The sequence below is a fragment of the Streptomyces sp. NPDC058257 genome (assembly GCF_042881845.1).
GTDB lineage: Bacteria > Actinomycetota > Actinomycetes > Streptomycetales > Streptomycetaceae > Streptomyces.
Genome location: NZ_JBHVXJ010000041.1, coordinates 16,651 through 29,387, shown reverse-complemented (window position 1 = coordinate 29,387; position 12,737 = coordinate 16,651). Strand labels below are relative to the sequence as shown.

12 protein-coding genes and 2 pseudogenes are annotated in these 12,737 nt (G+C 68.7%); 7 read left to right on the top strand and 7 right to left on the bottom strand.

Translation table 11 applies throughout. The annotated features are described in order from the left end of the window. The first annotated feature begins 501 nt into the window (after positions 1–501). The 6 genes from ACFVXC_RS42125 to ACFVXC_RS42100 all read left to right on the top strand — a co-directional run bounded on the left by ACFVXC_RS42125 (position 502) and on the right by ACFVXC_RS42100 (position 4,658). Positions 502–1,506, top strand: a complete 1,005-nt coding sequence (locus ACFVXC_RS42125; RefSeq protein ID WP_389917093.1) for a hypothetical protein — start codon at positions 502–504, stop codon at positions 1,504–1,506. A gap of 179 nt (positions 1,507–1,685) precedes the next feature. Further along, positions 1,686–2,033: a hypothetical protein gene (locus ACFVXC_RS42120; protein ID WP_389917091.1), complete on the top strand. Its 348-nt coding sequence runs from the start codon at positions 1,686–1,688 to the stop codon at positions 2,031–2,033. 74 nt (positions 2,034–2,107) lie between these two features. Then, a complete protein-coding gene (locus tag ACFVXC_RS42115) occupies positions 2,108–2,737 on the top strand; it encodes a TetR/AcrR family transcriptional regulator (RefSeq protein WP_389917089.1) in 630 nt (209 codons plus the stop codon). A gap of 45 nt (positions 2,738–2,782) precedes the next feature. Beyond that, on the top strand, positions 2,783–3,085 hold the full coding sequence (locus ACFVXC_RS42110; RefSeq protein ID WP_389917087.1) for a nuclear transport factor 2 family protein: 303 nt from the start codon (positions 2,783–2,785) through the stop codon (positions 3,083–3,085). Positions 3,086–3,334: 249 nt separating this feature from the next. Continuing rightward, on the top strand, positions 3,335–4,042 hold the full coding sequence (locus ACFVXC_RS42105) for a HEAT repeat domain-containing protein (RefSeq protein ID WP_389917085.1): 708 nt from the start codon (positions 3,335–3,337) through the stop codon (positions 4,040–4,042). 235 nt (positions 4,043–4,277) lie between these two features. Beyond that, positions 4,278–4,658 (top strand): FKBP-type peptidyl-prolyl cis-trans isomerase, encoded by a 381-nt coding sequence (locus ACFVXC_RS42100; RefSeq protein WP_389917083.1) that lies wholly within the window; start codon positions 4,278–4,280, stop codon positions 4,656–4,658. 213 nt (positions 4,659–4,871) lie between these two features. Here the strand turns inward: ACFVXC_RS42100 and ACFVXC_RS42095 are convergent, their stop codons facing one another. From ACFVXC_RS42095 to ACFVXC_RS42075, 5 genes and pseudogenes are all read right to left on the bottom strand, one after another. Then, positions 4,872–5,501: a helix-turn-helix domain-containing protein gene (locus tag ACFVXC_RS42095; protein ID WP_389917081.1), complete on the bottom strand. Its 630-nt coding sequence runs from the start codon at positions 5,499–5,501 to the stop codon at positions 4,872–4,874. 40 nt (positions 5,502–5,541) lie between these two features. Beyond that, positions 5,542–5,697, bottom strand: a pseudogene (locus tag ACFVXC_RS42090) (MFS transporter); the annotation flags it as partial. Positions 5,698–5,852: 155 nt separating this feature from the next. Beyond that, positions 5,853–6,902, bottom strand: a complete 1,050-nt coding sequence (locus ACFVXC_RS42085; protein ID WP_389917079.1) for a hypothetical protein — start codon at positions 6,900–6,902, stop codon at positions 5,853–5,855. Between the two features lie 264 nt (positions 6,903–7,166). Further along, positions 7,167–7,754: pseudogene (locus ACFVXC_RS42080) on the bottom strand (aldo/keto reductase); the annotation flags it as partial. Positions 7,755–8,047: 293 nt separating this feature from the next. Then, positions 8,048–9,541 carry an amidase gene (locus ACFVXC_RS42075; protein ID WP_389917077.1) on the bottom strand — a complete coding sequence of 498 codons (1,494 nt, stop codon included), beginning with the start codon at positions 9,539–9,541 and terminating at the stop codon, positions 8,048–8,050. Between the two features lie 317 nt (positions 9,542–9,858). Here ACFVXC_RS42075 and ACFVXC_RS42070 point away from each other — a divergent pair, with 317 nt between their 5' ends. Next, the gene (locus ACFVXC_RS42070) at positions 9,859–10,845 is read left to right on the top strand and encodes a bile acid:sodium symporter family protein (RefSeq protein WP_389917076.1); all 987 of its coding nucleotides are present in this window, start codon (positions 9,859–9,861) and stop codon (positions 10,843–10,845) included. A gap of 61 nt (positions 10,846–10,906) precedes the next feature. On the opposite strand, the gene ACFVXC_RS42065 is transcribed toward ACFVXC_RS42070, so the two are convergent. Both ACFVXC_RS42065 and ACFVXC_RS42060 read right to left on the bottom strand, forming a co-directional pair. Continuing rightward, on the bottom strand, positions 10,907–11,149 hold the full coding sequence (locus ACFVXC_RS42065; RefSeq protein WP_389917074.1) for a hypothetical protein: 243 nt from the start codon (positions 11,147–11,149) through the stop codon (positions 10,907–10,909). 302 nt (positions 11,150–11,451) lie between these two features. Next, positions 11,452–12,693 carry a cytochrome P450 gene (locus ACFVXC_RS42060; RefSeq protein ID WP_389917072.1) on the bottom strand — a complete coding sequence of 414 codons (1,242 nt, stop codon included), beginning with the start codon at positions 12,691–12,693 and terminating at the stop codon, positions 11,452–11,454. Positions 12,694–12,737 lie beyond the last annotated feature (44 nt).

Sequence of the window (12,737 nt, the reverse complement as noted above, 5' to 3'; positions counted from 1 at the left end):
GATCCACTCGTACAGGACCAGGCGCTGCGAGCCTTGTACGAGTGGATCGACGCGGGCCCGTTTGCCCGCCATACGCCACCAGCCTGCCGGTACGCAGGCAGAGGGTGAGGTTCTCCGCGTCCTAGTCGCGGTCGCTCATCGGGAGCGATGGCGGTGCGGCGAACAGGCTGGTGACGGTCAGGTAGGCGAGACGAAGCGACACGATCTCATCTTGCTGCACCGTCGAAGACGCTCCTGAGCCACAGCTGCATGGACGCCGTATCCGGCAGGCGCAGTGCCCTCGGGGAGCATGCCGAAGGAACGGCTCGGCCTCCCGATACGGCTCGATTCCGTATACCCAGTCTCACGATCACCGGCTCAGTCTCGTCTTTCCGGCGTGTTTCACGGGTCCGGCCGGTGCTGGGAGGGTAGGGGGCTTCTTCCGTGAAGCGTTTTGGTTCCTGGGAACCTGCGCGCGGTGTCAGCAGCCTTTGCTGTGACGGCCTTTGAGGGGGATGGCGCGTGATTGAGACGGCGGTTCAGATATTCACCCAGGTTGCCGGGGGGACGGTGGCTGCGGTGGGCTCCGGGGTGGGGCAGGCGGTGTCGGATCTGGTGCGTGAGCGGCTCGCCGGGAGTGAGTCAGGCCGCTCGGCGATACGGGCCGTCGAAGCACAGCCGGCAGACCCGGGGGCCGCGGCCGGGCTCCGGACTCTGCTCCGGGCGGAGGCCGACGCCGACCCGGACTTCGCCCGGCAGATAGCCGCCGCCTTGGCCGCCGGGTCGCCACCGGCCGAACCCCCGAAACAGGTGTCCGGCAGCATCACCATCGACGGCTCAACAGTCAGAGGCCGCAACACCATCTCCCTGGGGCCTGTGACCTTCAACAACACTCGCAACGCCCGCTACTCCCTGCTCTCCGCGGCGTTAGTGGTGGTCGTGCTGGTGGCGATGGGCCTGTACGGCGGGACCCGGCTGATCACCGGTGACGACCAGGGACAGGCGAAGTCCGTAACCCCGCTGAGCGATGCCGCCGCCTACCAAGTGCTCCCGGACCTGGCGAGCCTGCCGACGGGCTGGACACAGCCGAAGGCGCCCGGCATAGGGGGAGCGCAGGTACCCGAGAGTGCGGGGCTTTCCTACTTCGCCTCCGTCGACTTCCTCATGGGCGACCCCGACGCCGACCTTCACATCAGCGTCGCAGCGTTCACCAGTGCGGAGAAGGCCCATGCCTTTCACCTGAAAACCGAGGGCAACAACAGCGACGACGGCGGGGGACGCCCGGTGGCGCTGCCCCGTGTCGGAGACGAGAGCTTCGCTGATTCGTTTCCCAGCGGGAACGGAGAGGGGTCCGGCTCCTCCGTGTCGTTTCGCGTCGGCACAATTCTTATGACCATCACTGGTGAGGACGTCGACGGTCGGCCGTTCAACGGCACCTGGCTCAAAGCCCTGGGGAAAATGATGGCGGAGCGGGCGCAGCAGGCCCAGAACGACCAGGAACCCACAGCCTCCGTGCGCAACGCCTAGGCCCGGAGGGAACAGCCGAACACGAGGCCGTGGAAACCGGGACCATAGCGCTCAGGGACGGTCGCGGCCGCACGGAGGCCCGAGCGCCAGCTGCTCAACCTTTACATGTCTGTTCGACTTGTGTCGGGCTTCGCGCTACTCTCAACCTGAACAGTGGTGTTCAAGTTAAGGAGCGTGCCGTGACAGCAGCGTCGCCCCAGCCCTCGACCGGCATCCCGCCGGGAGCGGCCGGTCGCCCTCAGCGCTGGCGGATGCTGGTGGTGCTGTGCCTGAGCCTGCTGATCGTGGGGCTCGACGTCACCGTACTGAACGTCGCCCTGCCCGCTCTCATCGGTGAACTCCGCGCATCCACCGGCGAGTTGCAGTGGTTGGTCGACATCTACAGCCTCATGGCCGCCGGCCTGATGCTCTCAGCCGGCAGCCTCGCCGTCCGCTACGGAAGCGGCCGGTCTTCCTCTCCGGCCTGGTCCTCTTCTCCGGTGCCTCCGCCGTCGCCGCGTTCTCCGGCAGCACGACCCAGCTCATGATCGCCCGGGACGCGCCTCAGAGCTACGTCTCGACACCTGGCCCGGTGCCGGAGGGGGTGACCTACGCTCGCATCATGTCCACCCCGCATGAGAAGGTACGCCGCCCCGGTGGCCGTACCCCAGGAGGAGAGCCGCGCCGACGCGCGGACGCGGAGCGCAGCATCGCGTCCATCGTCACCGCCGCGCTCGATTGCTTCCGCAGGGACCCCAAGGTCAGCCTGTCCGCGGTCGCGGGCGCGGCCGGGGTGAGCCGGGTCACGCTGTATGCGCACTTCCCGTCCCGCGAGAACCTGCTCGACGCGGTGCTCGAACACTCCGTCGAGCAGGCGGACGCGGCGCTGCAGACCCAAATGCTCGACGAGGGGCCTGCCGACGAGGCCTTCTCCCGGCTCGTCCGGTCCGGCTGGCGCATCCTCGAGCGCCATGCGTTCCTGCTCGCCGCGTCCGAGGGCGTCATCGCCCCGGCCCGGCGCCGCGGGCATCACGAGAAGGTCCTCGCGCGGGTGGAGCGGGTACTGGTCCGCGGGCAAGCGGAGGGCGTGTTCCGTACGGACCTCCCGCTGTCCTGGCTGGTGACCACCTTCTACAGCTTGTTGCACGCCGCGGCGGCCGAGGCCGACGCACGACACCTCAAGGTCAAGGACGTCCCTGACATTCTCGACAGCACGCTGTCGTCGATGTTGCGGACGCCCGCTTCATCCTGACGCTCCATATCAACGGGGCGTCCCGTCCCGACACCGGAGCGGCCCATGCACGCCACCGAACAGCTCGTCCCTGTCCGCCTTGCCGCGATCAACGAGGCGGACGCGGACGGCTGGCTCGCCTCATGTGCCGACAACGCCGCCTCACGGGACGTGCCCCTCGACTCCGTCTGGAACGGGCGGGCCGAACTGGAGGCCGGAGTGCGCTCCCGACTGGCAGCGATCCCCGAGACCTGGATGGAGGTACGGACCGTCTTCGTGGACGACCGGTCAGGGGCCTGCGAGCGGACCATGTCGGGCACGCCGGACGGCGTGTTGGACGGGCTGCCCGAGCAACTCGCCGCGTCGTGAAGGGCAAGCCCTTCACGGCGCTAGGAGCAACCGTGTACCGGTTCTCGCCGTAGAGGGCCGCATCCAGGAGGAGGCCCTCTACTGGGACTTGGCCGGTGTGTTCGGCCAGTTCGGGCTGCTGCCTGGCCTCTGACCGAGGCCGGGCCCCGTAGGAGGTCTGGGCCGAGCCCCGGACCGGACAGTCTTCTCAACCGCCGGTCATGGGCTCGGCCCAGCCACATTGACAAGGCTTCTCACTAGATACAGGAGGTGGTCCCGATCAACACGAACGGAACCAGAACCCCGCAGGGCACCCGCGTGGTCGACGCCCTGAGCGCCAAGGACCCCTCGGTCCGGCTTCGCGCTGCCATGGCGGTCGGCTCGACCCCCGACCCCGGACTCCTGGAGGCGCTCGTCGAGCGGTGCGCGGTCGAGCCGGACCTCTTCGTGCGAGACACACTGTCCTGGGCGCTGATGCGCTACTCGCCGGAGATCACCCTGCCCCGGATTCGTCGGGAACTCGACTCCGAGAGCACCCAGGCCCGCAGTCAGGCGTTGCACACCCTTTCCAAGATCGGCGACAAGGGTGCGTGGGACTGGATCACGTGGGACATGCTGCGCGATGCCGACGACGAGACCGCTCGGACCGCGTGGCGCGTCGCGGTCTCACTCGTGCCCGAAGGCGAGGAGAAGGACCTGACCGACGAACTGGTCACGCAACTCGGTCGCGGCAACCGCAGTCTGCGGCTGAGTCTGAGCCGGGCACTGGCCGATCTCGGCGACGTGGTCGAGCCCGCCCTGGAGAAGGCCGCGGCCGACCCCGACCCGGCGGTGGCTGAGCACGCCGGTGCCACCAAGCTGCTCCTGAAGACCCGGCAGGCCGCTCTCGACGCGGCAGCCGAGAACGCGAAGCGAGCCGTCGCACAGCGAGCCGCTGCCGCCACTGCCGACGAGGCTGCGGGAGCCATGGATCGCTGAGGGGCGATACCCGCCGCCGTCGGCGAACGGCCGGGGTCGACACCCTCGGGCGGGGGCGGTGAGGGACCGGGTCGGGGGTGCGGCGGTCCTGCATCGGTCTGCGACGGAGAGCATGTCTGCGCGACGGGAGTCAGGCGTTGGCGGGGCGGGGCCGGGTGCTTGATCTACCGCATAGAGTGACCATGCGCCTGGCTGGTCTGTAGGAGGCTTCCGGCGGCGAGCGAATGAGGTTGCCATGAGTGAACTGACGAAGCCCGAGGTCGACCTTCCGGAGGGTGACGCTCCCATCGAACTGACCGTCCGCGACCTAGTCGTCGGGGACGGGCTCGAGGCGAAGCCGGGCAGGGTTGTCCAGGTTCACTACGTCGGGGTCACCTTCGAATCCGGAAAGGAATTCGACACCTCCTGGGACCGGGGCCAGACGTTCAAGTTCGCCGTGGGCGGTGGAAAGGTCATCAAGGGCTGGGACCGTGGGGTCAGAGGGATGAGGATCGGCGGCCGACGCGAGATCATCGTTCCCCCGCGCCTCGGCTACGGCAACCAGTCACCCTCGCCGTTGATCCCGGCGGGCTCGACACTCGTCTTCGTGGTGGACCTGCTCTCCGTCGCGGTCTGATCGTTATTTCCTGGTGCTTCGTCCCGGCATTGGGGGTGTGATGCCGGGATGACTGGCCTCATGGGCCGCCGCCTCACGGGCGAGAACACCATCTCCTGGCGCGACCCGATACCAGCACATCAAAGCCGTATCCAGGGATGAAACAACAGGACGAGACGACCTCTTACGTGGCCAGCGTGCTGACTGGCTGTGCTGCCGGGAGGGCGGTGTTCGTCAGGGTGTCTTCGGGCGCGGGGCGTCTGTTGGGCTGCTGTGTGTCGTGTCGGTGGGTTCGGTCATTGAGAGTGCGGCGAGTAGTTGCAGCTTCTCGCCGCTGTCGCTGTCCTTGTCGGGGTGAAAGGGTTGTTCCTCGGGATCGAGGAAAAGGGAACGAAGCCGGTCCTGGCCGGGCCGCAGGCGCGGGGAGAGCGCGACTGCCATGGAGTTGGAGGCCAGGGCATCGAACGCACGCCCTTCGACGAACGCGGGAATCTGAAGGTGGGCCAGGAGCTGCTGCACCCGTGCCGGTACGTGCTCGGGTCGTTTGCGGCGTGGAGCCCTGCGGCGCGGAGCCCTGGGGCGTGCTGCCGTGAGGCTGAGCAGATACGTCCGCTCGACGTCGTCGAGGCGCAGTACACGCGCGAGTGATTCGAGGACCTGAGGTGAGGGGTTCGTGTCGCGGACGCGTTCCAGTCGCAGGTAGTAGTCGGGGCTGATTCCGGCGAGCAGGGCGACTTCCTCACGGCGCAGGCCGGGCACGCGGCGGTTGCCGCCGGGCGGGATCCCTGCCTGCGCCGGGGAGACCAGCCCGCGCCGGGCACGCAGGTAGCTGCCGAGCCGGTTGCCGGATTCCTCATCCTCCATACCGACACCGTAATCAGACCCGCCGCCGTGGGGGACTTGCCAAGGTCGGCTCCGGCACCCGTGACTCCACGAACACCGCCGCCACCAACAGGAGCACACCCGTTCCGGTGAGCGCCGCGGTCTGCCAGGACGCCCAGTCGAACAGCTGGCCCGTCAGCGAGGTCCAGATCAGCAGCGCGCAGACGCCGGCCACGATCGTGCCGGACAGGCTTGCACAAGGTGCTACGTCAACGCCCCTGCGAACGCGAACGCGTCGGGTTCGAGCCTCTTTGCTGGTCAGCCCTGTCGGGGTGCGAGGCGGTCCGGCCATTGGAGGACGGCTCGGCCAGATGTCTCCTGTGTGGCTCAGTTCTACGACATCGGATAGACCGTCTTGCCGGGCAGCTTCAGGCCGCTGCAGCCGTGTACACGGCTCTGCTCGGCCGCGAACTCAAGCAGCAGCGGCCGTAGTTGGGCGCCCGTCACATACCGGTCCGATATGTCGTTGGTCCGGGGGACACTGTGCGCCTGGAAGTTGGCGGCTTCGCCGTCGCACTGAGCGGTGGCTCGACCCAGGGCATCGGCCATCATCGGGCCCCGGGCGCTGCGGTCGGACGGGTAGTCGACGTTGGCGGCGAGCAGCGTCTGGAACGGCTCGTCGGTCCAGTCGCCGTACCAGCCGGAGAACTCGACGACCGGCGCACCGCCCTTGCCCTTCGCGGGGTCGACCAGCGCGCAGCTGGTGATCGGCATGTCACCGCTCGAGCGCTCCGTGAACTCCCAGGGCCTGCCCGACGGGTTCTTCGGCAGCCGGACACCGGTCAGCCAGCCGCACTCCTTCGTCCCGGCGGCCTCGGACAGCGGGCGGCTCTCCAGCCCGGCCGTGCGCTCGGGCAACGGCAGCCGCTTCGCCCCGCAACCGGACTGCTCCGAGGCCGCATTGGCGGCGGACGCGGCGATACGCAGCAGGGCGGGACCGGGTTCGTTACTGGTGTCCGGACCAATGACCCGGGTCAACAGCCGCTGTTTGGCGCCCAGTTCGTCACGCCCGAGCTTGGGGCACTCCTGAAGGATCACGGGACCGAACTGGTCCGCGAAGCCAGGGGTTCCGTCGGGGAACACATAGTTCGGCTCCACCGGAATGGTGAACGACATGTCGAGCTCGCGATCGATCCCGGCGCCATCCGACATCACCTCGACGGAGAGGGCACGGTGTTCGTCGTCCGTACTGATCCGGCACTCCATGCCGCCCCCTTCGAGGGAGACCTCGTCGGTGCGGATGTGGAGCCGCTCGTCCGGCAGCACATCCGCGAGGTCGGCCGAGGAGAGCGTCCCGCCGCACATCTTGGCCGCGAACCACCAGTGCTGCCACAGGGGTTTGGCCGCGCCGACGGCGAAACCGAACACGACCGCGGTAGCCACTGTCCAGGCCGCGGCCTTCCCCAAACGCCTCCACCGCGAGGGGGTACGAGACACACCCGTACTCCGTGCGCTCGGTGCGCCGGACGCGCTCGGTGCGTCATCCGGCGCCGATGCCGGCCGTACGCCGTCGTGCTCAGAACTCAACAGAACCCCCGCGATCGCACTCACTGCGCGGATGGTGCACGCAGAACCGGAACGACATGATCGCTCGGCAGCCTAGACAGTCCGTCACCGCTCCCGACGGCCGGGGCATCCGGTGCCGGTTCACCCGCACAGCGTGTCGTTCAGCTGGATCTGTCCCGCTCTGCTCAGTTCGAGCTCTGCTGCTTTGGCGGAGTCGCGGAACGATGCCGGACGGCTGGCGCCCGGCACTGGGATCACCGCCGGGGAACGGGTCAGGAGCCAGGCCAGGGCGACCTGCTGCGGGCTGACACCGTGCTCGGCCGCGATGTGGTGGAAGCCGGTCCTTGGAAAGGTCGGTTCAGTGGGGACGTCGAGGGAGCTGAGGGAGCTGGGGGAGATGCCGCCCAGGGGGCTCCAGGGCAGAAAGGCCAGCCCCAGTTGGGTGCTCAGCTGCAGTTGGGGCTCGCTGTCGCGGACAGCGGGCGAGTACTGGTTCTGTACGCAGACCTGGCCGTCGCCGAGGATGGTGTGGGCCTCATGTGTCTGTTGGGTGGTGACGTTGGAGATCCCGGCGGATCGTATGGTGCGGGCGTCGAGGAGCTCGCGCAGCGCGCCCACGGAATCTGCCCAGGGCACATCGGGGTCCGGCTTGTGCAACTGGCAAAGGCCGATTGCCTCAACGCCCAGACGCTTGAGGGAAGCTCCGGCGGCGTGCTTGAGGTGGGAGGGGGTGGCAGTTCTCTTCGGCTACGTGCGCGATTGGCCGTGTACGACGTCGTTCGACCAGACGTCGGCGGCCTTCGACGGACAGTGGTGCGTCGCGGGGGAGCACGCATTTGGCTTTCTGGAACAACTCTGGCGCGACGTTCGGACGCCGCGCCAGAGGAGACGATTGGTTGTTCAGGCGAATTGAGTCCGCCGTCGGCGGGTGAGCACTGTCCCGGTGATGAATCCGCTGCACCGCAGATACTCGCCGCGACGGCCGCCGCCCCTCGTCCTCGACGGGTGGCCGGTACGACGCGCTACTTCGGTGCGGATGCGGATGCGGATGCGGATGCGGGTGGGGGTGCGGGTGCCTGGAAGCCGCCGATCCGCTGTTCGAGCAGTTCGGCCAGCCGCAGCGGGGTGCGGTCCTCGAACATCGGGCCGATGAGCTGCACTCCCACCGGCAGCCCTTCGGGGGACCGGCCCGTTGGTATTGCGGTGGCGGGCAGGCCGGGCATGGTGGCAAGACCGGCCCAGACGAGCTGGTCGAAGTACGGGTACCCGACGCCATCGATGTCGAGCCGACGTTCCAGCACATGGGGGTTGTGGTCGTGCGGGAACGCGGGAGTGGGCGTGATCGGACACACCACGGCATCGAACTCGGCGAACAGCTGCCGCCAGCCGTGGCGGTGGAGTTCGCGACGGTTGTTCGCCTCGACCCAGTCGCGGTGGGTGAACACCATGCCGCGCAGCCGCGTCGCGTCGAGGCTCTGGTCGTCCGCGCTCAGTCCGGCGGCGCGGGTCCGCAGCTCCTCGTACGCGTCGACGGGAAAACGCGCGACGGAGCCCGAGAACAGGAACTGCATGTAGAGCGTCGCGGCTTCGGCCAGATCGGGCAGCAGCGAGCTGTGCCGTTCGACGCGGGCGCCGCCGTCGGCAAGCGCCTCGGCCACCCGGTCCACGCCCGCCCGCACGGCGGACCCGGTCGGAATGAGCGGATGCTCGTCGAGGACCAGGACCCGGAAGTCGCGGATCCGTTCGTGGCGCGCGGGCGGCAGCGTCACGTCGTACGCCACACCGTGCGTCATCGGGTCCGGACCGGCCATGACGTCGAGCAGGAGTGCGAGGTCGCGGGCGGTGCGCGCCATCGGACCGGCGACGGCGAGGTCGAGGTCGACCGGCAACGGCTGTGCCGGTGGCACGACCATGCCGCGGGTCGCCGCCAGCCCGACCGTCGGCTTGTGCGCGTAGATGCCGCAGAAATGCGCGGGGGTGCGCAGCGAACCTGCGAGGTCGGAGCCGATGGACAGCGCGCCGAACCCGCACGCCAGGGCCGCCGCCGATCCACCGGAGGACCCGCCCGACGTACGACCGTGATCCCACGGGTTGTTGGTGGTGCCGTAGATCTCGTTGAAGCTCTGGATGTCTTGCAGTCCCAACGGCACATTGGTCTTACCGAGCACCACCGCGCCGGCGGCTTTGAGCCGCGACACCTGTACCGCGTCCTCGGCCGGTACGAAGTCCCGGTACTGCGGCATGCCCCAGGTCGTGGGCACCCCGGTCATGTTGTAGGACTCCTTGACCGTCACCGGAATACCCAGAAGCGGCCGATCCTCGCCCCGGCCGAATTCCTGGTCGGCACGACGCGCAGCCGCCCGGGCACGATCGAAGTCAGACACACAGATCGCATTGATCACTCCCTCATCCCGCTCAATCTCAGCGATCGCCGCCTCGGTCAATTCCACCGAGGACACCTCACCAGCGCGCAGCGCGACCGCCAACTCTCCGGCCGACCGAAAATTCCAATCCATGAATATGACGCTAACGGACCGTCACGGAGGCCATAAAATCCCACTTCCCGCAACGGAAAAGTCCGCGAATACTCGCCTGGCGTGGGGCGCGGCGTACTGTCAGTCCACCTTCCCTGCCGCGATGGCACCACAGCCGCCGCTACCTGCGTGTCCAGGACAGCTGCCGCTACCCGCGTGTCCAGGGCTGCGGTCGCGGTCGGGCTTGCGTCGTACTCGTTCCCCGGGCCTCCGCGCTGCGCCTCTCCGCCGCGGCCTTCGTGCGAGAGCTGTTCCGTATGGTCGTGGACTTTTCGAGCGGCCTCCCGGAGTCTGTTTCCGTGGACTCGCCGCTGACCACCTATCTGCTGCCTGCCGTCCTCGCCGTGATCATGTTCGGTCTCGGACTCGGCCTGACTGTGGCCGACTTCCGCAGGATCGCGGCGTATCCGCGGCCTGTGGCCATCGCGCTTGTCTGCCAGCTGGTGCTGCTGCCCGCCGCGTGTCTGGGCCTGGTGCTGGCCTTCGACCTGGAGCCCGCGCTGGCCGTCGGCATGATGCTGCTCGCGGCCTCTCCCGGTGGCACGATGGCCAATGTCTTCAGCCATCTCTTCGGCGGCGACGTCGCCCTCAACGTCACGCTGACCGCCATCAATTCGGTCATCGCCGTCGTCACGCTGCCGATCGTCGTGAATCTCTCCCTCGCCCACTTCATGACCGGCACGGACGAGGCGCTGGGGCTGCGCTTCGACAAGACGCTGCAGGTCTTCCTCGTCGTGCTGGTGCCGGTCGCGGCGGGGATGCTGGTCCGACACCGCCGTCCGGACTTCGCGGAGCGCTCCTCGCGGGTGGTCAAGGTGACTGCGGTTGCCGCGCTCGTCGGCGTCATCATCGCCGCGCTTGTAGCCGAGAGGGAGAACGTGCTCGGCTATCTCGCCGACGTCGGCCTCGTCGTCTTCCTCTTCGGTGCGGTCTCCCTCACCATCGGCTACGGCGCGACCCGGCTGGCCCGCGGCGACCACCGGCAGTCCGTCGCCACCTGCTTCGAGGTCGGCATGCACAACACCACGCTGTCGATGGCGATCGCCCTCAGCCCCTCGCTCCTTGACAGCACCCGGATGGCCATCCCCTCGGCGGTGTACGCGGTGGTCATGTTCGTCATGGCCCTGACCGCCGGCTTCCTGCTGCGCCGCATCGCCCCGACCGGGACCGCCGCTGCCAGCGGTGGAGCATCTGACGCGTCCACCTCCGAGAGCCCGGCACAGAGCGGGCGGGTGGGCCCGCGGTGGCCAAGGAGACGGCCCGCAGTCGGCCGGGAAAGGCTGTGACACGTCAGCGTTCGTGCCCGGTGTGACTTCCGCACGGGCTGACCACCGACGTCCGCGGCCGTTACGCCGTCGCCTGGCCCGGGTTCGAGATCGCGTCGGAGGGATCGGTGCGCGGCGGCGGCCCGGGCGAGGAGGCAAGCTCGCTCGACCTGGTCGACGCCTTCCTCCTCTCCTGTGCGCTCAACGCGTCTTCGCCGGCGTCCCGACGGCCGTCGGCGGCCACGTTCCTCTGCCGGAGACCGGCACCGTGCACGTCACTCTGCTCACGCACGGTGTCGGACCTCCCGACGACCTCGTTCTCCACGCCCGCCGCGTCGCCAGGCCGATGTTGACGACGAAGGTGTCGGTCCGCGTGCCCACGCGTTCGCTCCAGCAACGACCCGCAACGCCCCGCAATGACCCCGGAGGCAGGCCATGTTGGCATCAGCGGGTTCGGACGTGGAGTTCAGCGGTGAGGCGATCGGCTGAGGGGGCCCAGGCGCGCGCGGCCTGCCGCAGGCGGCGCGCGGTGGGAGGGTGCCTCGCATCAGACAGAAGGGCTCGCCCGCGTGCAGTTCGTGGGCGTGGCGGCAGACGGGGGCCGAGAGTGCGCCCCAGTCGGTGAGATCACCACAGGACCGGGAGCCTTTCGGGAACCCGCTTGATGTTCCCTGTGCGCCAGGACATCTGGTCGACCGGCAGTGCGAGCCGTAGCTCTGGCAGGCGCTGCAGGAGGACGGTGAGGGCCTCGGCGGCGTGTACGCGGGAGATCGCGGAGGCGGGGCAGAAGTGGCGGCCGGCGCCGAACGACAGATGCGCGTTGGGGGTGCGGTCGGGGTCGAACCGCTCGGGGTCGGTGAACTGTCCCGGGTCGAAGTTCGCGCCCTCCACGCAGACCAGGACCAGCTCTCCGGCCCGTACCAGCACGTCACCGACCTGGACGTCGCTCTGGGCGATCCGGGGCAGTCCGTCGCCGATGGACAGGGTGAAGCGCATCAGCTCCTCCACTGCCCGCGGCATCGACTGCGGGTGTTCTCGCAGGTGCTCCATCGCCTCCGGGTGCCGGACCAGGGTGAGCACGGCGTGCAGCAGGAACACGTAGGTGCTCATGGCGCCGGCTCCGAAGAGAGAGGTGACCGTGGCGGCGAGCATCTCGTCGGTGAGGTCGCCGCCGTCGCGCCCGGGGTCGTCCCGCAGCTCGCACAGTCGCTTGATGAGGCCGCGTTGGGCTCCTCGGTTGGCGCGTACGTGTCGCAGGACGAAGGCGTAGTCCTTGTCCCAGTTGGCGGTGCAGCCCTCGAAAACAACGGGGCTGGTGACGAAGCCGAGGTCGAGGCCCGACATCAGGCGCAGTCCGTCCTCGTAGGGCAGGCCGAGCACCTCACAGACCAGGGCGGCGGAGTACGGCTCGGCGAATCGCTCGCGCAGATCCACCGGCGGTCCCTCCTCGACCATGGCATCGACCAGTTCGTTCGCACGCTGGGCCATCCACTGCGCGGACGCGGGGCCGGTCCGGGGCCCGAAGGCACGCAGTACCTCTTGGTGGAGCCCGGCGCTGTTGACGTTTCCCATGGTGTTGACGACCTCGGCAGGAATCGTCAGGGCGTACTGGCGCGGCACGCCGGGGGAGGCGGTGTCGCGCAGGCTGAAGCGTTCGTCCTCCAGGACCTGTCGGGCCAAGGCGTAGCTGGTGACCAGCCAGGCGTCGTCGCCGGTGAGGGTTTGGATTCGGGCGACGGGGCTGTCCTGGCGCAATTGCGCGCACTCGGCGGGCACGGTGTCGCCTCGCCGGGACAGCGGCCACTGCACCGGCGCGTAGGGGACTTCGCTGGTTTTGGCGGCGGATGTCGTGGACGGGGTGGATGTCACGGCAGTCTGCTTTCTTCCAGGGCTTCTCGGCCCAGTGGGGGGAG